The following is a 25,051-nucleotide window of genomic DNA, read 5'->3' on the forward strand; positions in this document are numbered from 1 at the left end:
CCCACGGCTGTACCCCGCTCCGCCCCCCGTCCTCCCCCGCTCCCTGTGAAACACCCCGAGACAACGAGGTCACCGTGAGAGACACCCGCCGTACCCTGATCGCCGCCATCGCCGCCATCGGCGCGCTCACCTCCGTAGCCGCCTGCGGCGGGGGTTCCGACTCCTCCGCCTCCGGGTCCGGCAAGGCCGGGGGGACGTACAACTTCTGGGACCCGTACCCGCAGTTCGACGCCTCCTCCGCCTGGGGCAAGCTGGTCAGCAAGTGCGGCACCGACGCCGGGGTCAAGGTCAAGCGCACCGGTATGGACACCACGGACCTGGGCAACAAGGCGCTGCTCGCCGCCCAGCAGGGCAACGCGCCCGACGTGATGCTCGTCGACAACCCGGTCGTGTCCACGCTGGTGGAGGCGGGGATCCTCAACAAGACCAGTGACCTCGGCCTGGACACCAAGCCGATCCAGAAGAACATCCTCGGTGCGGGAGAGATCGACGGCGCGTCCTACGGTGTGCCGATCGGCGCCAACACGCTGGCCCTCTACTACAACAAGAAGGTCCTGACCGCCGCGCACGTCGACCCGGCCTCCATCAAGGACTGGGCCTCGCTGACGGCAGCCCTGAAGAAGGTCAAGTCTGCCGGGAAGAAGGGAATCACCTTCTCCGCGATCAACACGGAAGAGGGCAGTTTCCAGTTCCTGCCCTGGTTCTGGGGCGCCGGCGGTGACCTCACCAAGCTGAACTCGGACAAGGGCGTGGCCGCGCTGTCCCTGTGGAAGGACTGGGTCGGATCCGGTTACGCGCCCAAGGACGTCCTGCAGAACACGCAGACCACCAGCTGGCAGGAGTTCGCCACCGGTGAGTACGCCTTCGGCGAGAACGGCACCTGGCAGCTCGGCAACGCCGACAAGGCCGGCTTCGACTACGGCGTCATCAGCATCCCCGGCCAGAACGGCGGCTCGGCTCCCGTGCCGACCGGCGGCGAGTTCGTCACGGTCCCCGTACAGAAGGACACCTCTCGCTACGACGTCAGCAAGAAGATCGTCACCTGCCTGACCAACTCCGCCAACCTGCTGGCCACGGACAACACCCTGACGTACGTCGCGCCCACCTCGGCGGTGCAGGCCGAACAGGTCAAGTCGAACCCCAAGCTCGAACCGTGGGTCAAGGCGGTGGCCGCGGCACGCGGTCGCACCAGCGGCGGTCTCGGCACCAAGTACCCGACCATCTCGCAGCCGATGTGGACGGCCGTCCAGGCCGCGCTCTCCGGCGGCAAGAGCCCCAAGGACGCCCTCGACACGGCGCAGACGGCCGCCGGCAAGGGCAACTGACGCCCGACGCCCTCGTGGCACGCCCCGGGGCCCTTCCTCCGAGAACCGCACGGCACCCGCAACCGCCCGGACACCGCCAAGGCCCCGGGCAGGCCACCCGCATCCAGGAGTTCGCATGACCACCGCCCGCGCCGCCCACCGCTCACCGCGGTCACCGGTCAAGCTCGCGGCGACCGGCACCGATGACCGGACGGACGCCTCGGCGTTCCGCCGCCGACAGCGCCGCAGGAGCCGGCTCACCGCGCTGGCCTTCCTCGCGCCGCTGGCCCTCTACCTCGCCGCCTTCTACGCCTACCCGCTCTACCGCAACCTCGACCTGAGCCTGCGCGACTACACCGTCCGCTCGTTCGTCGCGGGCGACGCGCCCTTCTCCGGGCTGGACAACTTCAGGACCGTCCTCGACGACCCCACGTTCGGCCCGGCGATGCGCCACACCATGATCTTCACCTTCGTGTCGATCGTCTTCCAGTACGCGGCCGGGCTCGCCCTCGCGGTCTTCTTCAACCGGCACTTCCGGCTGGCCGGCACACTCCGGGCCCTCTTCCTGATCCCCTGGCTGCTGCCGCTCATCGTGTCGGCGTCGACCTGGTCGTGGATGCTCAACAGCGAGTCCGGCGTCCTCAACTACGCCCTCCACCTGGCGGGCGTGGCCCCGGTCAACTGGCTCGACTCCCCGCACTGGGCACTGACCTCGGTCATCATCGCCAACATCTGGATCGGCATCCCGTTCAACCTGGTCATCCTCTACAGCGGCCTGCAGAACATCCCCGGCGAGCTGTACGAGGCGGCGTCCCTGGACGGGGCGAGCTCCTGGCAGCAGTTCCGCCGCATCACCTTCCCGCTGCTGCGCCCGGTCTCCGCGATCACCCTGCTGCTGGGACTCGTCTACACCCTCAAGGTGTTCGACCTGATCTGGATCATGACCAAGGGCGGCCCCGGCGACGCCTCCTCCACCCTGGCCACCTGGTCCTACCAGCTCGGCTTCGGCACCCTGCTGCCCAAGTTCGGCCCCGGCGCCGCCGTCGGCAACATCCTCATCCTCATCGCGCTCGTCTTCGGGCTGCTGTACATCCGCGTCCAGAGGAGGCAGGAAGCGTGAAGTCCCGTACCGGAAAACGCCGTTACACCGTCATCGGTCTCGTCCTGACCGCCCTGATGCTGTTCCCGGTGTACTGGATGCTCAACGTGTCCCTCACCCCGCAGCAGGACATGCGCAAGAGCCCACCCGACCTGCTGCCCCTGCACCCCACCTTCGAGGGCTACCGCGCCGTCCTCAACGACCAGATGCCCTACCTCGGCACCAGCCTGCTCATCGGGCTCGGCACGGTCGCCCTCACCCTGCTCCTGGCCGCCCCGGCCGGCTTCGCCCTGGCCAAACTCAGGCCCTACGGCGGGGGGCTGCTCGGCCTCGTCCTGCTGATCGCCCAGATGATCCCCGGCATCGTCATGGCCATGGGCTTCTACGGCATCTTCCTCGACCTCGGGCTGCTCAACTCCTGGTGGGGACTGATCATCGCCGACTCCACCATCGCCGTCCCCTTCGGCGTCATGATCTTCACAGCCTTCATGTCCGGCATCCCCGGCGAACTCATCGCCGCCGCCCGCATCGACGGCGCGAACACCTTCCGCACCTTCCGGTCCGTCGTCCTGCCGGTCAGCCGCAACGCCATCGTCACCGTCTCGCTCTTCAGCTTCCTGTGGGCCTGGTCCGACTTCGTCTTCGCCAACACCCTCGACAGCAGCGGCGACTGGCGCCCGATCACTCTCGGCATCTACCACTACATCGGCAACAACAACCAGGAATGGAACGCGATCATGGCCACCGCCGTCGTCGCCTCCCTCCCCGCCGCCGTCCTGCTCGTCCTCGCCCAGCGCTACGTCGCCGCCGGCGTCACCTCCGGCGCCGTCAAGGACTGATACCGGATGCCCGCCGCCCGCGGCCCACCGACGCGGGGGGACCGCGCTCCGCCCCGTCCCGCCCACACAGCACGCAGAGCTGTTTTCCGTCACGAGGGCCCCCGTCCCACGTAACCGGCCGGCCCCTGAGCCGTCGCCGCCCCCCGGCGCACCGCGCCCCCGGCAAGTCCCCCTCCAGCCCAGGAGAGCCGCTGATGTCATACCTGAGCTCCCGCCACCGCCACAGAGGAACCCTCGGCCGCGCGAGCGCCGCCGCCCTCGCCACGGCCCTGGCCACCACCGCCGTCGCCCTGTCGGGCCCGTCCGCCCAGGCCACCCCCTCGTCCTCCACCACCCTGGTCGTCAACGCCGCACAGACCCTGCGGCCCGTCACCCATGTGGGCACGGGCAGCCTGTACGGCCTCGCCGACGACAGCACTCCCTCCGACAGCCTGGTCAACGCGCTGAAGCCGAACACCTTCGTGCAGATGGCGCCGGGCGGTTCCCAACTGCCCAACGGCGAGCCCAAGCCCGCCGGCGACGCCCTTGTCGTGGCGCCCAAGGCCGCCCGCGCCGGGGCGAAGGTCGTCGCCCGTATGCCGGACTGGTACCCGAACTTCCCCTACAAGTGGGTCAGCATGAGCGACTGGCTGTCCGCCGTGGACAAGCAGATCGCCGCCGTGAAGGCCTCCAGCGTCACCAACATCTCCGCCTGGGCCATCTGGAACGAGCCCGACGGGAACTGGGACACCGCCAAGGCCGGTCCCTTCGACACCGCCTGGAGCACGACGTACAAGGAGATCCGCTCCAAGGACACCACCACCCCGATCCAGGGTCCGAGCTTCGCGACGTACACCCGTGCCAAGATGCAGACGTTCCTCCAGGACGCCATCGCCAACCACGCCGTCCCCGACGTCATCGCCTGGCACGAGCTGCAGACCAGTGCGAACATCGCCGCGCACGTCGCCGACTACCGCGCCCTGGAGTCCAGCCTCGGCCTGAGCCCCCGCCCGATCGACATCGAGGAGTACGGCACGCCCGCCCAGATGGGCAACTCGGGCGCCCTCATCGGCTACGCCGCCAAGTTCGAGCGCGTCGGCATCCGCAACGCCGAACTGGCCTTCTGGAACCACTACGGCACCCTAGGCGACACCCTCACCGACACCGGCGGCTCGCCCAACGGCTCGTACTGGACGTACAAGTGGTACGGCGACATGTCCGGCAACATGCTCACCACCACACCCCCCGCCCAGACCGGCATCGACGGACTCGCCTCCCTCAACGGCTCCCGCAACCAGATCAGCGTCATAGCGGGCGGCTGCACCGGCTCCTGCGCGGTCACCGTCAACGGCCTGAACTCCCTGTCGGCCTTCGGCAGCACCGTCCACGTCAAGCTCGAGTACAGCCCCGACACCGGCCGCACCACCGCCTCCTCCGGCCCGGTCACCATCTCCGACACCGACTACACCGTCTCCAACGGCTCCATCACCGTGCCGGTGACCATGAACGCCTCCGACGGCTACCACCTGGTCGTCACCCCCAGCGGCACCAACACCTCACTGGCCGGCCGCTACCAGATCACCAACAAGAACAGCGGCCTCGCCCTGGACACCAGCGGCGCGGGCACCGCCCAGGGCACCTCCGTCGTCCAGGCCACCTCCACCACCGGCACCGACCAGAACTGGACCCTGGTGGCCGCCGGCAACGGCCTGTACAAGATCGTCAACCAGAAGAGCGGTCTGCTCCTGGGCATCACCAACGCGGGCACCGCCGACGGCAACACAGCCCTGATCTGGGGTGACAACGGCACCGCCGACCACCTCTGGCAGGTCATCCCGGCCCCCGGCGGCTACGACAAGATCGCCAACTACAACAGCGGCCGCCTGCTCGGCGTGGACCAGATGAGCACCAGCTCCGGCGCCCAGGTCCTGCAGTGGACCGACAACGGCACCGCCGACCACCTGTGGAAACTCACCTCCCGCTGAGGCACTGCCAACGGCCCCGCGTCCGCCCTCCCGGCGGGCGCGGGGTCGCCGTCTCTCCGGGGGGCGCCTTCGGGCGGGCCCGGTAACGGTGGTGGGCTGCCGCACCGGGCGGGCGACCGGGCCGGCGAGGCCGCCCGGCAGGCACGGTGGCTGGGGTTCGCGCCCGCGTCCGAGGAGCGAATCGCAGCGATGGAGGCGGGCCTCGGCGCGTGGACGCGCCCTGGCGAGCCGGGGTTCGCCGAGGCACCGGCCTGAGTACAGCGACCTGTGCGGCCGGCGGACGACGAGGCAGCGGGCGGGGGGGCGATGCCGTCGGCATCGCCCCCCCGCCCGCGCCGCGGAGTGCCCGCCTCAGCCGATCTCGACCAGCAGGTCCCCGCCCTCCACCTGCTGGATCTTGTTGATGGCCAGACGGCCGACGGTGCCCGCCTTGGGGGCGGTGATCGCGGCCTCCATCTTCATCGCCTCGATGGTGGCCACGGTCGCACCGGCGTCCACCTCGTCGCCCTCGGAGACCGCGAGAGTGACGACGCCGGCGAACGGGGCGGCGACGTGGCCCGGGTTGGTGCGGTCGGCCTTCTCGGTCACCGGGACGTCGGAGGCGGCCGCCTTGTCGCGCACCTGGATCGGCCGGAGCTGGCCGTTCAGGGTGGACATCACGGTCCGCATGCCACGCTCGTCGGCCTCGCCGACCGCCTCCAGTTCGATCAGCAGCCGGACGCCGGGTTCGAGGTCGACGGAGTACTCCTTGCCCGGGCGCAGCCCGTAGAAGAAGTCCTTGCTGTCCAGCACGCTGGTGTCGCCGTAGGCCTGGCGGTGGGTGTCGAAGTCCCGGGTCGGGCCGGGGAAGAGAAGACGGTTGAGGGTGGCGCGAGGGTCCTTCGCCAGACCCTCGCGGTCCTCCGTGCTCAGCTCCTGCACGGGCCTGGGCTCGGCCCGGCCCTCAAGTGCCTTGGTGCGGAAGGGCTCCGGCCACCCGCCGGGCGGGGTGCCCAGCTCGCCGCGCAGGAAGCCGATGACCGAGTCCGGGATGTCGTACCGGTTCGGGGCCGCCTCGAAGTCGGCCGGGTCCACGCCGGCGCCCACCAGGTGCAGGGCGAGGTCGCCGACCACCTTGGAGGACGGGGTGACCTTGACCAGGCGGCCCAGCATCCGGTCGGCGGAGGCGTACAGGTCCTCGATCTCCTCGAAGCGGTCGCCGAGGCCGAGCGCCACGGCCTGGGTGCGCAGGTTGGAGAGCTGGCCGCCGGGGATCTCGTGGTGGTAGACGCGGCCCGTCGGGGAGGCGAGGCCCGCCTCGAAGGGGGCGTAGACCCTGCGGACGCTCTCCCAGTACGGCTCCAGGTCGCCGACCGCCTGGAGGTCGAGGCCGGTCGGGCGGTCGGAGTGGTCCGTGGCGGCGACGATCGCCGACAGGGAGGGCTGGGACGTCGTACCCGCCATCGACGCCACCGCGCCGTCCACCGCGTCCGCGCCCGCCTGGATCGCGGCGAGGTAGGTGCCCAGCTGGCCGCCCGCCGTGTCGTGGGTGTGCAGGTGCACCGGCAGGTCGAACTCGCGGCGCAGCGCGGATACGAGCTTGGCGGCGGCCGGGGCCCGCAGCAGACCCGCCATGTCCTTGACGGCCAGGACGTGGGCGCCCGCCTCGACGATCTGCTCCGCCAGGCGGAGGTAGTAGTCGAGGGTGTACAGGCGCTCGTTCGGGTCGGACAGGTCCGAGGTGTAGCAGAGGGCGACCTCGGCGATCGCCGTGCCCGTCTCGCGTACGGCGTCGATGGCGGGGCGCATCTGGCCGACGTCGTTGAGGGCGTCGAAGATGCGGAAGATGTCGATGCCGGTGGCGGCGGCCTCCTGGACGAAGGCGTCGGTCACCTCGGTCGGGTACGGGGTGTAGCCGACGGTGTTGCGGCCGCGCAGCAGCATCTGGAGGCAGATGTTGGGGACGGCCTCCCGGAGTGCTGCGAGGCGCTCCCAGGGGTCCTCGGCCAGGAAGCGCAGGGCGACGTCGTAGGTGGCACCGCCCCAGCACTCCAGGGACAGCAGCTCGGGCAGGGTCCGTGCGACCACCGGGGCGACCGCGAGGAGGTCCTTGGTGCGGACGCGGGTGGCGAGCAGGGACTGGTGGGCGTCGCGGAAGGTGGTGTCGGTGACGCCGATGGTCGGCGACTCGCGCAGCGCGCGGGCGAACCCCTCCGGGCCGAGTTCGACCAGCCGCTGACGCGAACCGGCGGGCGGCTCGCCGGCGGGCAACGCCGGCAGCTTGCTGACGGGTTCGATCAGCTCGGGGCGCTCGCCGTTCGGCTTGTTCACCGTCACGTCGGCGAGGTAGGTGAGCAGCTTGGTGCCGCGGTCGGCGGAGGAGCGTGAGGTGAGCAGGTGCGGGCGCTGCTCGATGAACGACGTCGTCACCCGCCCGGCCTGGAAGTCCGGGTCGTCCAGCACCGCCTGCAGGAACGGGATGTTGGTGGAGACACCGCGGATGCGGAACTCGGCGACGGCGCGCCGGGCCCGCCCGATCGCGGCCCTGAAGTCCCGGCCCCGGCAGGTGAGCTTGACCAGCATCGAGTCGAAGTGGGCGCTGATCTCCGTACCGGCGTGGGTGGTTCCGCCGTCGAGACGGATGCCCGAGCCGCCGGGCGAGCGGTAGGCGCTGATACGGCCGGTGTCCGGGCGGAAGCCGTTGGCGGGGTCCTCGGTGGTGATACGGCACTGCAGGGCCGCGCCGTGCAGCTTCACCGTCTCCTGGGACAGCCCGAGGTCGGCGAGGGTCTCGCCGGAGGCGATGCGCAGCTGGGACTGGACGAGGTCGACGTCGGTGACCTCCTCGGTGACCGTGTGCTCGACCTGGATGCGCGGGTTCATCTCGATGAAGACGTGGTTGCCGTCGCGGTCCAGCAGGAACTCGACGGTGCCCGCGTTGCGGTAGCCGATCTCGCGGGCGAAGCGGACCGCGTCGGCGCAGATGCGGTCGCGCAGGGCCGGGTCGAGGTTGGGTGCGGGGGCGAGTTCGATGACCTTCTGGTGGCGGCGCTGGACGGAACAGTCCCGCTCGTACAGGTGGATGACGTTGCCCTCGCCGTCGGCGAGGATCTGCACCTCGATGTGGCGGGGGTCGACGACGGCCTTCTCCAGGAAGACGGTGGAGTCACCGAACGCGGAGGCCGCCTCACGGGACGCGGCCTCGATGGACTCGCGCAGCTGGGCCGGGTCCTCGACGCGGCGCATACCGCGCCCGCCGCCGCCTGCGACCGCCTTCACGAACACCGGGAAGCCGACCTCCTCGGCCGCGCGGACGAGTTCGTCGATGTCGTTGGAGGGCGCGGAGGAGCCGAGCACCGGGACGCCGGCCGCGCGGGCGGCGGCGACCGCGCGGGCCTTGTTGCCGGTCAGTTCGAGGGTCTGAGCGCTCGGCCCGACGAAGGTGATGCCCGCCTCCTCGCAGGCCTTGGCCAGCTCGGGGTTCTCGGACAGGAAGCCGTAGCCCGGGTAGACGGCGTCGGCGCCCGCCTGCCGCGCCGCACGCACGATCTCCTCGACGGAGAGATACGCGCGTACCGGGTGGCCCGGCTGACCGATCTCGTACGCTTCGTCGGCCTTGAGCCGGTGCAGCGAATTTCGGTCCTCGTGCGGAAAGACGGCGACGGTCCTTGCGCCCAGCTCGTAGCCTGCGCGGAACGCCCTGATCGCGATCTCACCACGGTTGGCTACCAGCACCTTGCGGAACATCGCCGCTCCCTTCAGCCTGCGGATGACGTCCCCCATGGTGTCGGTGACATGCCCTTCTGGCCATGTGAGCCGGGCCACTCCCCCTGCGTGTCGTCGTGCGGGCCGGGAAGTCGGTCGGGGGATCAGGCGCCCCCTCGGCCGGCTGCCGCCTTCCTGATGGCCTCACGGATGCGCGAGTAGGTGCCGCAGCGGCAGACGTTCTCGATGCCGTCGATGTCGGCGTCGGTCGGCTCGGGCGTCTTCTTCAGCAGGGCCGCCGCGGCCATGATCTGGCCGGGCTGGCAGAAGCCGCACTGCGAGACGTCGCAGTCGATCCAGGCCTGTTGCACGGGGTGCAGGGTGTCGCCGTCGGCCAGGCCCTCGATGGTGGTGACCTCGCGGTCCACGCAGTCCTTGACCTTGACGACGCAGGGCTGGATCTCCTCACCGTCGAGATGGCTGGTGCAGGCGCGGCAGACGCCGACGCCGCAGCCGTACTTGGGGCCGGTGACGTGCAGCAGGTCGCGCAGCACCCACAGCAGCGGCATGTCGGCGGGGGCCTCGACGGTCACCTTCTCGCCGTTGAGGGTGAAGGAGTAGGAGGGCATCGGTACCTTCTCGAAGGCTGGTCCGGCGGCGGTCAGAAGTTGACGGGGAAGCGGCGGGGCCTGGTGCCGGTCGCCCGGGCGTAGGCGTTGGCGACGGCTCCGGAGGCGGCCGGCACGCCGAGTTCACCGGCGCCGCCGGGCTCCCCCTGGGACGGCATGATGTGCGCCTCGAAGTGCAGCGGGGCATGCCTCTGGCGGGCCCACTGGAAGTCGGCGAAGCTGCCCTCGCGCACGGCTCCGCGGTCGATGTGCAGGCCGGCCTGCAGCACGGTGGAGATCCCGTCGACGGCGGTGCCCATGAGCTGGGCCTCCAAGCCACGGGGATTGACGGCGGTGCCGACGTCGGCCGCCATCACCACCTTGGTCACCCGGGGGTGCTTCGGATCGGTGGCGTCGATCTCGGCCAGACAGGCCACGCAGGAGCCGTACTCCTCGTGGACGGCCACGCCCTGCGCGTGTCCGTCGGGCATGGCCCGTCCCCAGTTCCCGGCGGCGGCCGCCTTGTCGAGGACCGCTGTGACGGTCTTGCTGCGCAGCGCCGTACGACGGAAGGCGACCGGATCCTTGCCGAGGCTCCGGGCGATCTCGTCGACGACGATCTCCTCGGCGGTGCGCACCGTCCCGGAGCCCACCGACCGCCAGGCGCCCAGCGGGATCGCGAGTTCGATACCGCCGGAGTCCCCGGAGAGGCGACCGAAGTCGTAGAGCCCGGAGTCGCTGGGCAACGGACCGGCCGCCTGGACGCGCCCCGGCCGTACGAAGGCCGCCTGGCTCGCGGTCCCCTTCTTGCCGTGCGACTCGCCCACCTCGGCCATCGCATGGCCGAAGGCGACCACTTTGCCGCCTGCGTGGCTGGCCCGGAAGCGGTGGTGACTGGCCGGGCGCATCCGGCCGTGGCGGGTGTCGTCGCCCCGGCTCCACATCAGCTTGACCGGCCGGTGGGTCGCCTTCGAGATCAGGGCCGCCTCGATGGCGGCGTCGAAGTTCAGCCGCCGTCCGAACGAGCCGCCGCCGCGCAGCACATGGACGGTGACCGCGGACGCCGGCAGTCCGGTCGCCGAGGCGATGCTGTCCCGGGCGTCCGTCGGCGTCTGGGAGGAGAACCAGATCTCGGCCTTGTGGGCGCGTACGTCCGCGATCGCGGTCAGCACCTCCATCGGTGCATGGCTGACGAAGGCGAACTCGAACTCGGCCTCGACCTGGGTCGATCCGCGCGGCGGGGCGCCCAGGTGCGGGACCGCGGCCTTCAGCCGGGAGCGGATCTGCGCGTCGGACAGCGAGGCCAGCGGGCCCGGCGCCCACTTGATCCTGAGTGCGTCGCGGGCCTGGAAGGCGTGGTGGAAGGATTCGGCCACCACGGCGACCCCGCCCGGGACCTTGACCACGGCGTGCACACCGGGCAGGGCGCGGGCGGCCCGGTCGTCAACCGAGAGGAGCTTCCCGCCGAGCGTCGGCGGCCGGGCCACCACGGTCGGCTTCGCCCCGGCCACCGACAGGTCGCCGGTGTACTTCGCCTTGCCGGTGACGATGTCCCGGGCGTCGATACGGGTCGTGGGCCGGCCGATCACCTTGTGCCGGGAGGCCGGTTTGGGCTTGGCGGACACGGACGTACGGCGGATCCGGGCGGCGCTCGCGCTCAGCGAGCCGAAGGTGGCGGTGCGGCCGTCAGGTGCGATCACCGTCGTGTCGCCGGTACGCAGGGTCCAGGCCGGCAGATGCCAGCGTCTGGCGGCTGCGGTGACCAGCCGGGCCCGTGCGGTGGCGGCCAGTCGGCGGGCGGGGCCGTACAGGGAGACGACCGAGTTCGAGCCGCCGGTGTACTGGTTGCCCTTGGTCCGGGCGTCGGCGAGGGGGATCTCGACGTCGGCGAGGCGGGCGTCCAGTTCCTCGGCGATCATCATGGCGACGGCGGTCGTGATGCCCTGGCCGACCTCGACCCGCGGCAGCCGTACGACGATCTTGTTGGCCTGGGTGACCTCCAGGACGAGCATCTCCTCGTCGGCGCCCGTCACCAGTACGTCGGACGGTCCGCGGGCGGGCTCGGAGCCCTGGGCCGGGGAGGTGTCGCAGGCGAGCGGGGCCGCGATGGTGAGCGTCGAGGCGGCCAGGGAGTACACCATGAACCGCCGGCGGGACACCGCGTGCCGTGAGGTGCCTGTGTCCCCGGGCGGGCCGGTGGGTGCGGCGGAGGACTCGATGCCGTCCAACAGACACTCCTCACGGGTTCGTCCGACTGATGCGTCAACAGATATGAGGGGCCGGTGGGACTGTGGGTTGCCTGCGAGGAGTCACGCCGCCGTCCGGTTCCGGCCTGTCGCGCGCGGCCTGGCTCCCTGGGCCCACGCTCCTCCGTAGGCTCTGCTTGCTGCCCCTCGGGGCGCCACCCGCCCTGCTAGGACGCTCCGTCCCCCGACCTACGGAGAACCATGGCCGACGCCAGCCCCCAGGCCCGTGCCGCCACACTGCTGGGCCGCCCCAAGCTGTGGCTCATGCCCACCGTCCTGACCGGACTGCTCGCCTTCCTCCTGGCCCTGCTGTACATGGGCGGCATCGTCGACCCGCAGCGCGATCTGCACCATCTGCCCATCGCCCTGGTCAACGCCGACACCGGCAGGCCGCCGGCCGGGCAGAGGCAGAACGCTGGCACACAGATCGCCGCCGCCATCACCGCCGACAGGTCGAGCGACAAGGCCCAGTGGCGCACGCGCACCCTCGCCCAGGCCCAGGACGACCTCGACTCCGGCAAGGTCTACGGCGCCCTGGTCATCCCTTCCGACTTCACCGCGTCCATCACCGCACTGACCACGCCCGGGGCCACCGCTCGCCCGACGATGACGGTGCTCACCAACCCCGGCAAGGGCAGCCTGGGTTCGTCCCTCGCCAGTCAGATCACCACGGCCACGGCGCACCAGGCCTCGCAGACCATCGGAAAACAACTCACCGCGGCCGCGGGGAGGCAGGCGAACTCCACGACCAAGCTGCTGCTGGCCGACCCGGTGAACGTCGTCACCCAGGTCGGACACCCGATCGGCAGCCACAGCGGCCTCGGGCTGAGCGCCTTCTACTACACGCTGCTGCTCGTCCTGGCCGGCTTCCTCGGCGGAAACGTCATCAGCAACGCCGTCGACACCGCCCTCGGCTACGCCGACAACGAGATCGGCCCCTGGCACACCCGGCGCCCCACCGTCCCGATCAACCGCACGCAGACACTGCTGCTGAAGATGGCGATGACCGCGGGCATCACCGTCATCAGCGTCTCCCTGGTCATGCTGGCCACCATCGTCCTGCTGGGCATGGACGCAAGCCACATCCCGCTGCTGTGGATCTACTCCTACTGCGCCTCCCTCGCCGTCGGCCTGGGCGTGCAGGCCATCAACGCGGCCTTCGGCGGCATCGGCCAGCTGGTGTCCATGTTCGTGTTCATCGTCCTGGGTCTGCCGTCCTCGGGCGCCACCGTCCCGCTCCAGGCCATTCCCGGGTTCTACCGCTTCCTGTCCCACTTCGAGCCCATGCGCCAGCTCAGCGACGGGGTCCGCGCCATCCTGTACTTCGAGGCCCGCGGGGACGCCGGCCTGATCCGCTCGTGGATCATGATCGCGATCGGCGCGGCACTGGGCCTGCTCTTCGGCTTCGCGATGACGCGGTACTACGACCGCAAGGGGCACCAACGCCTGACGCCGCAGCCGGTCCATGCCCGTACCTGATACTGGCTGATCATGAGGACCTCCCAGCCGTACCCGCCGCAGGGTGGCCCGTCCGGTCTCGTCCGGCCGCGGACCGACCGTGACCTCGCCGCCTGCGTCGAGGGTCTCGCCGCCGTGCACCGCCACAGCGGCTATCCCGTCAACTGGCCCGACCATCCGGCCGATTGGCTGACCCCGCGCGCTCTGCTGGCGGCGTGGGTGGCCGAGCTCGACGGCCGTGTGGTCGGGCATCTCAGCCTGTCCCGGGCCGCCGAGGGGGACGGGGCACCCGGAGTATGGGCCGCCCGCACGGGGGTGGGCGTCGACGTCACCGCCGTGGTCGGCCGGTTGTTCGTATCACCGGACGCACGCGGGCACGGGCTGGGGGCCGCGCTGCTGGCGCGGGCCGTCGAGGAGGCCCGGACACTGGCGCTGCACCCCGTGCTCGACGTCGTCGACTCCGATACCGCGGCGACGGCCCTGTACGAGCGCCTGGGCTGGGAGTTGCTCGATGTCGTCGAGCAGCACTGGGCACCGGACCAGACGGTGTCGGTCCGGTGCTACGCGGCGCCCGGGCAAGCGTAGTCGTCCTACTGCGGTGGGGTGCGCAGACGATACTGGTTCGGTGCCAGGGCAGCGAAAGCGAAAACACCGGGAACGGGAAGAACGGCGGCACGCAGCCGAACGTGACGCTCTCGAGCCCGGCCACTGGAAGGTCGTCTTCGAGACTCAGGACGAGTCCGAATGGCGGGCGCAGCTCCGGCGTCTGCGGGCCACGGACCGGCGGATGAACTGGTCGACGGCTCGCGTGGACACGCTCTGCGGACGGCTGAGGCAGCCGACCACGTACCGGCTGAGTGTGTTCGTGGCGGCGCGCCACTCCCAGTGAGGCGAGGGGGCTGCAACCCTCTCGCAACCTCCGCCGTGGTGCCCTGATCCCATGCATGAGGAGACCCCACGCGTCGAACTCACCCCCGCGGCCGCCGACCTGCTGCGCCGTCTGCGTGCCACACACGGCCCGCTGATGTTCCACCAGTCCGGCGGCTGCTGCGACGGCAGCGCGCCCATGTGCTACCCGGATGGCGAGTTCCGCACCGGCGGCTCGGACGTGCTGCTCGCGGAACTGCAGGTCGACGGGGTGCCGGAGCCGGTGACGTTCTGGATGGCGCGCAGCCAGTACGAGGTCTGGAGCCACACCCGGCTGATCGTGGACGTCGTAGCAGGCCGCGGCAGCGGTTTCTCGCTGGAAGCACCCGAGGGGGTGCGTTTTCTCACCCGTTCTCGCGTAGTCGGCGCATAGGCGTCCCGCGGTCCACCGCGATCTGATGCACTTCCCCTGAGACCTGAGACAGTTGACGATCCCTCAGGGGGAACTGTGAAGCATCGTCAAAAGCGTTTCGCAGCAGGCAGATCCGAGGAAGCGGTTCGGACGCCGGTCAGATCGGCACTGGCGTTTCTCACGGCATTCGGCGCGCTGGCCGGTGCGGCCCTGGTGGGGGCGGCACCGGCCAGTGGTGTGGAGAGCGGCACCGCGCTCGCGCCGGGAGTCACCTACAAGCAGTTCGACGTCCAGGGGGCCAGGGGCGTGACCCACGCCCATCTGCTCACCGTGGACCTGCGCAACAGGCACGTACGCCTCGGCCTGCTGTATCCCGGAGCCGTGGCCGCACGTGCCGCCGTCTCCAGGATGGCCGACGCGCAAGGGGCTGTCGCCGGCATCAACGGCGACTTCTTCAACATCTCCGAGAGCCAGCACCCGGGCGTCGAGGTGACGGGCTCGACCGACGGACCGGCGATCGCGAACGGGCATGTGCTCAAGGCGTCGGTGCCGGACGGGCAGCGTTTCGGGCCGGAACTGCCTCCAGGAACGACCACCCGGGACGTGCTCGGCGTGGGCGTCGACCGCAGGGCCCGGCTGGACCGTCTGGCCCTCTCCGGATCGGTCCGCACTCCGGCGGGGCGGCTGCCGCTGGGCGGGTTCAACCAGTTCGCGCTGCCGGAGGGTTCGGTCGGCGCCTTCACCTCCGACTGGGGCAGCGTCTCCCGGGTCCGCGCCACTTGCGGCGCGGACGCCGACCGGGCGGCCGCCTGCAGTTCGGACACCTACGAGGTGACGGTCCGCAAGGGCCGCGTCGTCTCCACCTCCGGCACTCCGGGCAAGGGGGCCATCGCCGCGGGGACCACGGTGCTCGTCGGCCGGGAGGCGGGCGCGCAGCGGCTGCGGAAGTTCTTCAAGGGCGAGCCGGTGACGGTGACGCACGGGCTGGTCTCCGCCACCACCCGGAAGGCGTACAGCTTCGCGCTCGGCGGCTACCCGGTCCTGAAGGGCGGCGAACCACTCGCGGGCCTCGACGACAAGGCCGGGGCCGTACGCACGGCCGTCGGCATCGCGAACGGCGGGAAGCGGCTGCTGCTGTTCGCACTGGACGGTGCGCCCGCCTACCGCAAGGGCCTGACGATCGCCGAAGTGGCCGACACCATGCGGGCGTTGGGCTCGACCGACGCCTTCAGTCTGGACGGCGGCGGATCGACGACCCTGGTCGCCCGGGTGCCCGGGGCGGCCACGGTCTCCGTACGGAATCATCCGTCCGGCGACGCGGAACGGCCGGTCCCGAACGGCATCGGGGTGTTCTCGACGTCCTGAGAAGGAGTTCCTGGACCTCAGGGCCTGAGGCTGCTGACGATGCCTGCCGTCGCCGTGACGCCGCTGTGAATGGTGGGCGCGATGTTGGTGCCGGCCAGGTAGAAGCCGAGCAGCGTGCACACCAGGGCGTGGGAGATCTTCAGTCCGCCGTTGCGGGTGAAGATCACCGCCAGGACCAGCAGCAGCACCACCACTGAGATGGAAATCGCCATTGTCAACCTCCTCCGCTGCGCCGCCACTTCCGGTTCGCGGCGTTCGGCCGTAAGTGTGGCGTAGCGGAGGGTTCGTCCGGGCGGCTGACCTGTCCGCCGAACGTGTGGTGTCTACGCCGACCGGTGGGCGTCCAGGAACGCCTCAAGGCCGGCGAGGTCGTCGGTGTTGAAGTAGTCCACGCCCGCGGCGAGCAGTTCCGTCCAGAGCGCGTCGCGGGCGGGGCCGGCCAGGTCGGGGGTGTTCCACAAGCGCACCTTCTGCCCGCGTGCGTGCGCCTGGCCGATGATGCCGCGCAGCTTCTGCCGCTCGGCGTCGGGGAACGCGCCCTCGCCGAGCCAGGTGAAGTTGAGCTGCCAGTTGTCGCTGATCAGCGGGACGAAGGAGGCGGGCGCCGAGGTGCCGAGGTCGGTGAGCCGACCGTCGTAGAAGGCCCGCCGTACGGTCTGGGCCTCCATGGGTGTACGGGCCGCCCGGTCGCCGGAGATGACGTTGGTGACCGCGCCGGGGTGGACGCACCCGTGCGCGTAGGTGGTGAACAGGTGTGTGTAGCGCTGGAGGTGGCGGTCGAGTTCGAGGTACGTCGACGAACCCTCGGTCTTGATGTCGATGAGCAGCTGGAGCGGCCTGCGGTAACCCCGGTACACGGAACCGCGGTTGGCCTTGACGATCTCGGCCAGCGGGTCGAGGTAGAGGGACTCCAGGGTCCGGGTCGGGTCGAGGTCGCTCTCTGTGTGGCCGATGAGGAGCTGGTCGCCGACGAGGAAGATGTCGGCCTCGACGCTGCCGAAGCGGTGGTCGAGGGCGTCGAAGAGGGGGCGCGGATGCTCGTAGTCGTTGTGGGCGTGGGCGCGCCACAGCGGGGGACGGGGCTGGTGTCCGCCGGCGAACGCGGTGCCGGCGGGCGGGGCGAGCACTGCCGCGAGCGTGGCGCCGAACGCGGTGAGGGCTCCGCGGCGGGTGCCGAGGGCCATGTTCTGCCTCCCTGTGGGGCGGGTCCGGACCACAGGGAGTATCGGGCGGGAAGAGCGCCAATGGACCTGCGCCTGCCAGGAGTTGGCCGGACTGCCGCTGTCCGTTCACTCCTTCCGCGCAGGCGCGGGAAAAAGCCCGCCCCAGGTGGGGCGGGCTTCACCGGGTGACGGCCAGGGGGCGTCAGGGTGCCTGCAGGTCGACCAGTTCGGCCACGTCGGACCGGTGGGCGCCGGCCGTGCCGTAGGCGATCGAGTCGGCCTTGGCCCGCTTGAGGTTCAGATGGATCGGGTGCTCCCAGGTCATGCCGATGCCGGCGTGCAGCTGGAGCGCCTCCTCGGCGGCGTGCACGGCGACCGGCGCCGCGTATGCCTGCGCGACGGCGACCGCGACCTCGACGTCCTCGCCGGTGGCGAGCGCGTCGGCCGCACTGCGGGCGGCGGCGCGGAGGTTGACGACCTCCAGCCAGAGCTGGGCGAGGCGGTGCTTGACCGCCTGGAAACCGCCGACGGGCCGGTTGAACTGCTTGCGCTCCTTCAGGTAGCGCACGGTCTCCGTCAACGCCCAGTCGGCGAGCCCGAACTGCTCGGAGGCGAGCAGTCCGGCTCCCGCCCGCAGGGCACGTCCTACGGCGGGTTGGGCGTCACCGATACGGCGGGCGGCCGCTCCGTCGAGGGTGACGGTCGCGAGGGGCCGGGTGAGGTCGAAGGACGTCTGCGGGGTGACGGTCGCGGCGTCCGCAGCGACGGCGTAGAGACCGCCGTCCTCGGCCGGCACCAGCAGCACGTCGGCCGCGGCGGCGTCCGCGATGCCGGTGAGCTCGCCGTACAGGGCGCCGTTCTCGACCCGTACGGCCTTGTGGACGCCGCCCGGGGCGACACTCAGCGCGACGGCGAGGGCGCCGATCTTCCGTCCGGAGGCCAGCTCGGCGAGCAGGTCGTCGGCGTCACAGGCGAGCAGGGCCTCGGTGGCGACGACGGCACTGGTGAGGTAGGGCACGGGGGCGACCGCGCGCCCCAGCTCCTCCAGCACTACGGCGGCCTCGCGGTGCGTGGCGCCCTGGCCGCCCTTCGACTCCGGCACCAGCAGGCCCGCCAGGCCCATGCCGTCGGCGAGGGCCTTCCAGGCCGCGAGGTCGTGCGGGGCGTCGGACTCGGTGCGTGCGATGACGCCGGGCGCGTCACAGTGGTCGGCGAGGAGGTCCCGCACGGCGGACCGCAGGGCCTCTTCCTCCTCGGAGTAGAGAAGATCCGTCATCGAGCCAGGTCCTTCCAGGCGACGTCCTTGTCGGTGCGCGGCTCCGAGGGCAGGCCCAGGACGCGTTCGGCGACGATGTTCAGCAGGACCTCGCTGGTCCCGCCCTCGATGCTGTTGCCCTTGGAGCGGAGGTATCGGTAGCCGGCCTCGCGGCCGGTGAAGTCCACCAGTTCGGGGCGACGCATGGTCCAGTCGTCGTACAACAGGCCCTGCTCGCCGAGGAGTTCGACCTCCAGGCCGCTGAGCTCCTGGTTGAGACGGGCGAAGGCGAGCTTCATGCCGGCGCCCTCGGGGCCGGGCTGTCCGGCGACGAGCTGCTGGCGCAGGCGTTCGGCGGTGAGCCGGGCGACCTCGGACTCCACCCACAGCTTCAGCAGCCGCTGGTGCAGGTCGTGGCTGCGCAGTTCGGGGCGCTCGCGCCAGGTCTTCGCGACCGGGCCGATCATGCCGCCCTCGCGGGGCAGCCGCATGCCGCCGATGGCGACGCGCTCGTTGTTCAGAGTGGTCTGCGCGACCCGCCAGCCGTCGCCGATCTCGCCGAGGCGGCGGGAGTCGGGGATACGGACGTCGGTGAGGAAGACCTCGTTGAACTCGGCCTCACCGGTGATCTGGCGCAGCGGCCGGACATCGACGCCGGGGTCGGTCATGTCGCAGAGGAAGTACGTGATGCCCGCGTGCTTGGGCACGTTCGGGTCGGTGCGGGCGATGAGGATGGCCCAGCGGGAGTTGTGCGCGCCGGACGTCCACACCTTCTGCCCGTTGACCACCCACTCGTCGCCTTCCCGGACCGCCCGGGTGCCGAGGGCTGCGAGGTCGGAGCCGGCGCCGGGCTCGCTGAACAGCTGGCACCAGACCTCCTCGCCGATCCACAGGGGACGCAGATAGCGCTGCTTCTGCTCCTCGGTGCCGTACCTGAGGATCGTCGGAGCGGCCATGCCGAGCCCGATGCCGTTGCGGCGCGAGTCGTTGTCGGGGGCGCCGGCGGCCTCCAGCTCTGCGTCCACCACGGCCTGGAGGGAGCGGGGCACGCCGAGCCCGCCCAGGCCCTCCGGGTAGTGCACCCAGGCCAGTCCCGCGTCGAAGCGGGCCTTGAGGAAGTCCAGGCGGTCGGTGGTCGCCGGTGGGTTTGCGGCCAGCAACTCCCGTGTACGGCTGCGCAGTTCGGCTGCTCCGGTCATGCGGCGGCTCCGTTCTCCAAGGACGGCAGGACGGCCACCCGGCCGGTGGTCACGCCGTCGGCGACGCGCTGTACGGCGGCCGCGGCCCCGGCCAGCGGTACGCGCTCGCTGACCAGCGGCTTGATGGCGCCCCGGGCGGCCAGCTCGGTGAGCTGCTCGTGGCAGTGTGAGATCAGCTTCGGGTTCTTGGCGCCGTACAGGCCCCAGTGCAGGCCGAGGATCGAGTAGTTCTTCACCAGGGCGTGGTTGAGCCCTGGGCTGGGGATCGTCCCGCTGGCGAAGCCGACGACCACGATCCGCCCCTCGAAGGCGACGACCTTGGTCGACTGGGTGTAGGCCTCGCCGCCGACGGGGTCGTAGATGACGTCGGCGCCGCGGCCGCCCGTGGCCTCCTTGACGGCGGCGATGACGTCCTCGCTCTTGCGGTCGATGACGACGTCGCAGCCCGACTCCCTGGCCGCGGCCACCTTGTCGGCACCGCCGACGACCCCGATGACCCTCGCGCCGGCGGCCTTGCCGAGCTGCACGGCCGCGCTGCCGACCCCTCCTGCGGCAGCGTGGACGAGCAGCGTCTCGCCTGCTTCCAGGTGAGCGCGACGGTGCAGACCGAACCAGCCGGTCTGGTAGCCGATGTGCAGGGCTGCGGTCTCGGCGTCGTCCAGCGATTCGGGCGCGGGCAGCAGGGTGGCCGCGTCCGCGACGGCGTACTCGGCGAAACCGCCGTGGGGCAGGGCGGGGTTGGCGATGACCCGCCGTCCGTCCTCGGTCTCGCCGCAGATCTCCACGCCCGGCGTGAACGGCAGCGGCGGGCGCACCTGGTAGTGGCCCCGGCACATCAGCACGTCCGGGAAGTTGATGTTCGCGGCACGCACCTTCAGCAGCACCTGGCCGTCACCGGGCGTGGGCCGCTCCACCTCCTCGAGCCGCATCACCTCGCTCGGCTCGCCGTTCTCGTGCACTTGCCATGCCTGCATGCGGTGCCTCCAGGGGACTGCTCTGTCTGACCGGGGTCCATCGCATACTAAGCGGTCGCTTGCCCATCGGGAAACACCTCCCACGGAACAACACCGGTCGGGTGCTGTCGGCGACGTGGGCTGCGCCTCGGTGGCCGGTCTGCGGGACCGCCCTGCGCAGAGCATCCACGACTGACGCCCTCACCACACGCGGCGGCAGCACCGAGCCGTTGTACGACTACGACCGCGCCGCGAAGCGGTCCCATCAGCTCTTCGAGTGCGGCACGCGCGCGTGGGCGACGACGAGCCCGCCCATGCGCCGGACGGCACGAAGGTGACCTTCTCCCGCGGCAGCCCGAGTTCACCCGGGCAGCACGCCACGGCCGTCGCGGACCTCGAACACCAGCTGGGTCTCGGTCTGGCGCACCATCGGGTGGACGGTCACGTGCTCCAGGATGAGGTCTCGAAGCTCTTCCGGACTGGCCACGGCCACATGGAGAAGAAAGTCGTCGTCGCCGCCGACGTGCCAGACCGTCAGGGCTCCCGGCACCTTGACCAGTCGGTCATAGAGGTTACGGACGTGCTCGCGGCTGTGGCTGCCCAGGCGGACCTTGATGATGGCGTGGATCGGGTGGCCGAGTGCGCCGAGATCCAGTCGGGCGTTGATCCCGGCGATGACTCCCGATTCCCGCAGCGCACGGACCCGGTATGCGCAGGTCGACTCGGCGACGCCCACCCGGGCCGCGAGCGCGGCGTTGGTCATCCGGCCGTCCTCCACGAGCGCGACGAGAATGGCCAGGTCGGTGCCGTCGAGAGCCGCCGGAGCGGGTTGTGTTTTCTTCAGCTGCTGGTCCGCCATAAGGCCTCCTCTTGGTGAATCTGCACCAATATTGCGACCGAGGTCACGGCTTCCACAACAACCCTTGCGACAGATTGTGGATCGCCTCACCCTCTGGGGCATGACTTCGGCGTATCTGCAACTCGACTCCCTGGCCGTCCACGCCGGCCGTGAGGACCTGACAGAGCTCGGCGTCCACGCGCTGCCCCTCGACCTGTCGTCGACCAACCCGCTGCCGAACATCGAGGCCGGCGGGCTGTCCTACGAGGCCATGGCGAGCGGAGGGACGCCGACCGCGGACGGCGGAGCCGTCTATGCGCGGCTCTGGAACCCGACCGTGGCACGGTTCGAGTCGGCGCTGGCCCAGATGGAACACGCCCAGGCCGCCGTGGCGTTCTCCTCGGGCATGGCGGCGATGACGGCGGCGATCCTGACGACCATGAAGGAGACCGGCCGCCGCCATGTCCTGGCCGTCCGCCCCCTCTACGGCGGAACCGACCACCTGCTGGCCTCGGGCCTCCTCGGTGCCGAGGTGAGCTACTGCTCGGCGCCGGACGTCGCCGCCGCCATCCGCCCGGACACGGCGATGATCGTGCTGGAGACGCCCGCCAACCCAACCCTCGAACTGGTCGACATCCGTGCCGTCGTCGAGGCCGCCCAGGGCGTTCCGGTTCTCGTCGACAACACGTTCGCGACGCCTGTCCTGCAGAATCCCGTCGACCTCGGTGCCGCGATGGTCCTGCACAGCGCCACCAAGTACCTGGGCGGGCACGGCGACGTCATCGCCGGTGTGATCGCCTGCGGCCACGAGCAGGCAGCCGCGCTGCGCCGGGTCCGCGCGATCACCGGCGGCCTGCTCCACCCCTTGGGTGCCTATCTCCTGCACCGGGGACTCGCCACGCTTCCCGTTCGGATACGGGCCCAGCAGGCGAACGCCCAGCGCATCGCCGCATGGCTGACGACCCACCCGAGCGTCGCCCGCGTCCACTTCCCCGGGATCGAGGGGGACACGCAGGGGCTGCTCGGCCGGCAGCTGAGGGGCACCGGGGCGATGATCTCCATCGACCTCCGCGGCGGCTTCGACCAGGCCGTGCACGTCACCTCGACGGTCAGCCTGTTCACCCACGCGGTCTCCCTGGGCGGCGTCGACTCGCTGATCCAACACCCGGCGTCGCTGACGCACCGGCCCGTCGCCCCGGACGCCCGCCCGGCCGCCGGCCTGGTCAGACTCTCCATCGGGCTGGAGGACGCCGAGGACCTGATGACCGATCTCGACCGGGCACTCGCCACACACCGTCCGATTCAGGCACCGGCGGGCGTGTCCCACGTGTAAACCGCCCGGGCCAGACCCACCGGGAAACGCCTCTGGTGAGCCGTGGGCCTCGATGGGGCCTGCGACCCGCTCCAGCTCCTCGTCGGGGCATCCGGTCGGCGTCGGTCGGCGTCGAAATCATCGGCACCCGCCTCGACCACCCCGGAGGCCAGACCGCCCATGGGCATGGACGATCTGTCCCGTTCAGTCGTCGAAGGGCGGCTCCGGCACGGCGAGCGGGCGACCCGGGAGAACGGAACCAGATCCCCGCCCGCGGGCCCAGTTGAAACCGCACGGCTGCGCCGGACCGGGTTGCAGCGCGCCTCGTGGATCAGCGCCTTGGACGCCGGCTGCATCACCGCCGCGCTTTGGCCCCGCACCAGCCGGGGCCCGATCAGCATGCCGAAGGCGGGCGCGAAGCCGCAGGCCGCTGAGGCGGCCTGCGGCACGATGGCGTGCAGCCGTCCCTCACCCTCCCGGAGGGGCGCCCGCAGAGGCAGGTGACGCCACCGCCGAGGTCGTCGCCGATCGAGGAGCTTGGCGCGAGGGCCGCACCTATGGCGGAGCGCGGAGCGGAGCGGCGGGAGATGTGCGACATCGCCGACCTCAACTGTCGACGGACCGTAAACGTTTCAAGTCATGTGTGCAGGCCAGCTGATTCGGCCTCGCACAACCGGGTGTCAACACCGCTGCCCGAACTGATCCATGCCGGGCGGGCCAGGAGATGCGCCGCTCAGTGCGACTCGCGCGTGACCTCCGAGCCGCTGGAACCGACGAGGAAGTCCAGGTCGGCGCCCGTGTCGGCTTGGAGGACATGGTCGACGTAGAGCCGTTCCCAGCCGCGGCGGGGGTCGGCGAAGCCGGTGACGGTGGCCTTGTTCGGGGTTCGGCGGGCGAGTTCGTCGGCGGGTACGTCGACGTCGATGCGGCGGGCTTCGACGTCGAGGGAGACGACGTCCCCGGTACGCACCAGCGCGAGGGGGCCGCCGGCCGCCGCCTCCGGCGCGACGTGCAGGACGACGGTGCCGTACGCGGTGCCGCTCATGCGGCCGTCGCAGACGCGGACCATGTCGCGGACGCCCTGTTCGAGGAGCTTCTTCGGCAGGGGCATGTTGGACACCTCGGGCATGCCGGGGTAGCCCCTGGGGCCGCAGCCGCGCAGGACGAGGACGCTGTCGGCGTCGACGTCGAGGTCCGGGTCGTCGATGCGGGCGTGGAAGTCCTCGATGGAGTCGAACACGACGGCGCGGCCCCGGTGCTGGAGCAGGTGCGGGGAGGCGGCGGCGGGTTTGATCAGCGCCCCGTCGGGGGCGAGGTTGCCGCGCAGGACGGCGATTCCGCCCTCGGCGACGAGTGGTTCGGCGCGGGGGCGGATGACGTCCGTGTCCCAGATCGGGGCGTCGTCGAGGAAGTCGGCCAGGGGTCTGCCGGTGACGGTCAGGGCGTGGGGGTCGAGCAGGTCGCGTACCTCGCGCAGCACGGCGAGCAGGCCGCCCGCGCGGTGGAAGTCCTCCATGAGGAAGCGGCCGGCCGGCTGGAGGTCGACGAGGACCGGTACGCGGGAGCCGATGCGGTCGAAGTCGTCGAGGGTCAGGTCGACGCCGAGGCGGCCCGCGATGGCGAGGAGGTGGACCACCGCGTTGGTGGAGCCTCCGACTGCGGCGAGGGCGACGATCGCGTTGTGGAAGGACGCCTTGGTGAGGAAGGTTCCGGGCCGCCGGTCGGCGCCCACCATGTCCACCGCCAGTCGGCCGGTGCGGTGCGCGGCCTCCAGAAGTCGGCTGTCGGGGGCGGGAGTTCCGGCCGTGCCCGGCACGACTGTGCCCAGGGCCTCGGCCACCAGGGCCATCGTGGAGGCCGTGCCCATGGTGTTGCAGTGGCCGCGGCTGCGGATCATCGACGACTCGGAGCGGGTGAACTCCTCCTGGGAGAGCGTGCCGCCGCGGACCTCCTCCGAGAGCCGCCACACGTCGGTCCCGCAGCCCAGCGGAGTGCCGCGGAAGGTTCCGGTGAGCATCGGGCCGCCGGGCACGACGACCGCGGGCAGGTCCACCGAGGCGGCGGCCATCAGCAGCGACGGGATCGTCTTGTCGCAGCCGCCCAGCAGGACGACGCCGTCGATGGGATTGGCCCGGAGCATCTCCTCCGTGGCCATCGCCGCCATGTTGCGCCACAGCATGGCCGTGGGACGCACGTTCGTCTCGCCCAGCGACACCACGGGCAGGTCCAGCGGGATGCCGCCGGCCTCGTACACGCCGTTGCGGACCGAGGCCGCCACCTCGTTCAGGTGGGCGTTGCAGGGGGTCAGATCGGATGCGGTGTTGGCGATGGCGATCTGCGGGCGGCCCGTGAAGGCGTCATCGGGAGCGCCCCGCCGCATCCAGGCCCGGTGGATGTAGGCGTTGCGGTCCTGCCCCTCGTACCACTGGGCGCTGCGGAGCGTCACCATGGAGCCTCTTCCAATAGTCGGTACGGCGCTCTAGAG

20 protein-coding genes are annotated in these 25,051 nt (G+C 71.1%); 10 read left to right on the plus strand and 10 right to left on the minus strand.

Translation table 11 applies throughout. The features are described from left to right. Positions 1-74: 74 nt before the first annotated feature. The 4 genes from LJ657_RS34875 to LJ657_RS34890 all read left to right on the plus strand — a co-directional run bounded on the left by LJ657_RS34875 (position 75) and on the right by LJ657_RS34890 (position 5,206). Positions 75-1,325: a sugar ABC transporter substrate-binding protein gene (locus LJ657_RS34875; protein WP_232652911.1), complete on the plus strand. Its 1,251-nt coding sequence runs from the start codon at positions 75-77 to the stop codon at positions 1,323-1,325. A 115-nt stretch (positions 1,326-1,440) separates the two neighbouring features. Next, positions 1,441-2,424 carry a carbohydrate ABC transporter permease gene (locus tag LJ657_RS34880; protein WP_232652912.1) on the plus strand — a complete coding sequence of 328 codons (984 nt, stop codon included), beginning with the start codon at positions 1,441-1,443 and terminating at the stop codon, positions 2,422-2,424. After that, positions 2,421-3,242, plus strand: a complete 822-nt coding sequence (locus LJ657_RS34885) for a carbohydrate ABC transporter permease (protein ID WP_232652913.1) — start codon at positions 2,421-2,423, stop codon at positions 3,240-3,242. The genes LJ657_RS34880 and LJ657_RS34885 overlap by 4 nt, the downstream gene beginning before the upstream one ends. Positions 3,243-3,436: 194 nt before the next feature. Then, positions 3,437-5,206 carry an RICIN domain-containing protein gene (locus LJ657_RS34890; RefSeq protein WP_232652914.1) on the plus strand — a complete coding sequence of 590 codons (1,770 nt, stop codon included), beginning with the start codon at positions 3,437-3,439 and terminating at the stop codon, positions 5,204-5,206. Between the two features lie 351 nt (positions 5,207-5,557). On the opposite strand, the gene LJ657_RS34895 is transcribed toward LJ657_RS34890, so the two are convergent. From LJ657_RS34895 to LJ657_RS34905, 3 genes are all read right to left on the minus strand, one after another. Continuing rightward, a complete protein-coding gene (locus LJ657_RS34895) occupies positions 5,558-8,932 on the minus strand; it encodes a pyruvate carboxylase (RefSeq protein ID WP_232653009.1) in 3,375 nt (1,124 codons plus the stop codon). 122 nt (positions 8,933-9,054) lie between these two features. Continuing rightward, positions 9,055-9,519, minus strand: a complete 465-nt coding sequence (locus LJ657_RS34900) for a (2Fe-2S)-binding protein (protein WP_232652915.1) — start codon at positions 9,517-9,519, stop codon at positions 9,055-9,057. Between the two features lie 32 nt (positions 9,520-9,551). After that, entirely contained in the window at positions 9,552-11,639 is a 2,088-nt protein-coding gene (locus tag LJ657_RS34905; RefSeq protein ID WP_232653010.1) for a xanthine dehydrogenase family protein molybdopterin-binding subunit, read from the minus strand. A gap of 306 nt (positions 11,640-11,945) precedes the next feature. On the opposite strand from LJ657_RS34905, the gene LJ657_RS34910 reads away from it, so the two are divergent. The 5 genes from LJ657_RS34910 to LJ657_RS34930 all read left to right on the plus strand — a co-directional run bounded on the left by LJ657_RS34910 (position 11,946) and on the right by LJ657_RS34930 (position 15,846). Continuing rightward, positions 11,946-13,223, plus strand: coding sequence for a YhgE/Pip domain-containing protein (locus LJ657_RS34910; RefSeq protein WP_232652916.1), 1,278 nt, complete (start codon positions 11,946-11,948; stop codon positions 13,221-13,223). Between the two features lie 12 nt (positions 13,224-13,235). After that, entirely contained in the window at positions 13,236-13,787 is a 552-nt protein-coding gene (locus tag LJ657_RS34915) for a GNAT family N-acetyltransferase (RefSeq protein ID WP_232652917.1), read from the plus strand. 40 nt (positions 13,788-13,827) lie between these two features. Continuing rightward, positions 13,828-14,091, plus strand: coding sequence for a hypothetical protein (locus tag LJ657_RS34920; RefSeq protein ID WP_232652918.1), 264 nt, complete (start codon positions 13,828-13,830; stop codon positions 14,089-14,091). Positions 14,092-14,142: 51 nt separating this feature from the next. Beyond that, entirely contained in the window at positions 14,143-14,502 is a 360-nt protein-coding gene (locus tag LJ657_RS34925; protein ID WP_232652919.1) for a DUF779 domain-containing protein, read from the plus strand. Between the two features lie 192 nt (positions 14,503-14,694). Continuing rightward, positions 14,695-15,846, plus strand: a complete 1,152-nt coding sequence (locus tag LJ657_RS34930) for a phosphodiester glycosidase family protein (RefSeq protein WP_232652920.1) — start codon at positions 14,695-14,697, stop codon at positions 15,844-15,846. Positions 15,847-15,863: 17 nt separating this feature from the next. Here the strand turns inward: LJ657_RS34930 and LJ657_RS34935 are convergent, their stop codons facing one another. From LJ657_RS34935 to LJ657_RS34960, 6 genes are all read right to left on the minus strand, one after another. Then, positions 15,864-16,058 carry a hypothetical protein gene (locus tag LJ657_RS34935; protein ID WP_115914139.1) on the minus strand — a complete coding sequence of 65 codons (195 nt, stop codon included), beginning with the start codon at positions 16,056-16,058 and terminating at the stop codon, positions 15,864-15,866. 111 nt (positions 16,059-16,169) lie between these two features. Next, on the minus strand, positions 16,170-17,030 hold the full coding sequence (locus LJ657_RS34940) for a phosphatidylinositol-specific phospholipase C/glycerophosphodiester phosphodiesterase family protein (RefSeq protein ID WP_232652921.1): 861 nt from the start codon (positions 17,028-17,030) through the stop codon (positions 16,170-16,172). Positions 17,031-17,211: 181 nt separating this feature from the next. Next, on the minus strand, positions 17,212-18,285 hold the full coding sequence (locus tag LJ657_RS34945; RefSeq protein ID WP_232652922.1) for an acyl-CoA dehydrogenase family protein: 1,074 nt from the start codon (positions 18,283-18,285) through the stop codon (positions 17,212-17,214). After that, entirely contained in the window at positions 18,282-19,463 is a 1,182-nt protein-coding gene (locus LJ657_RS34950; RefSeq protein ID WP_232652923.1) for an acyl-CoA dehydrogenase family protein, read from the minus strand. Before LJ657_RS34950 ends, LJ657_RS34945 begins: the two co-directional genes overlap by 4 nt. Beyond that, positions 19,460-20,437, minus strand: a complete 978-nt coding sequence (locus LJ657_RS34955) for an NADPH:quinone oxidoreductase family protein (RefSeq protein WP_232652924.1) — start codon at positions 20,435-20,437, stop codon at positions 19,460-19,462. The genes LJ657_RS34950 and LJ657_RS34955 overlap by 4 nt, the downstream gene beginning before the upstream one ends. Positions 20,438-20,777: 340 nt before the next feature. Next, entirely contained in the window at positions 20,778-21,275 is a 498-nt protein-coding gene (locus LJ657_RS34960; RefSeq protein WP_232652925.1) for an Lrp/AsnC family transcriptional regulator, read from the minus strand. Between the two features lie 100 nt (positions 21,276-21,375). On the opposite strand from LJ657_RS34960, the gene LJ657_RS34965 reads away from it, so the two are divergent. Beyond that, positions 21,376-22,587, plus strand: a complete 1,212-nt coding sequence (locus LJ657_RS34965) for a trans-sulfuration enzyme family protein (RefSeq protein ID WP_232652926.1) — start codon at positions 21,376-21,378, stop codon at positions 22,585-22,587. Between the two features lie 712 nt (positions 22,588-23,299). On the opposite strand, the gene LJ657_RS34970 is transcribed toward LJ657_RS34965, so the two are convergent. Continuing rightward, a complete protein-coding gene (locus LJ657_RS34970) occupies positions 23,300-25,015 on the minus strand; it encodes an IlvD/Edd family dehydratase (RefSeq protein WP_232652927.1) in 1,716 nt (571 codons plus the stop codon). Positions 25,016-25,051: the final 36 nt, after the last annotated feature.

The organism is Streptomyces guryensis (genome assembly GCF_021261325.1).
Lineage (GTDB): Bacteria > Actinomycetota > Actinomycetes > Streptomycetales > Streptomycetaceae > Streptomyces > Streptomyces guryensis.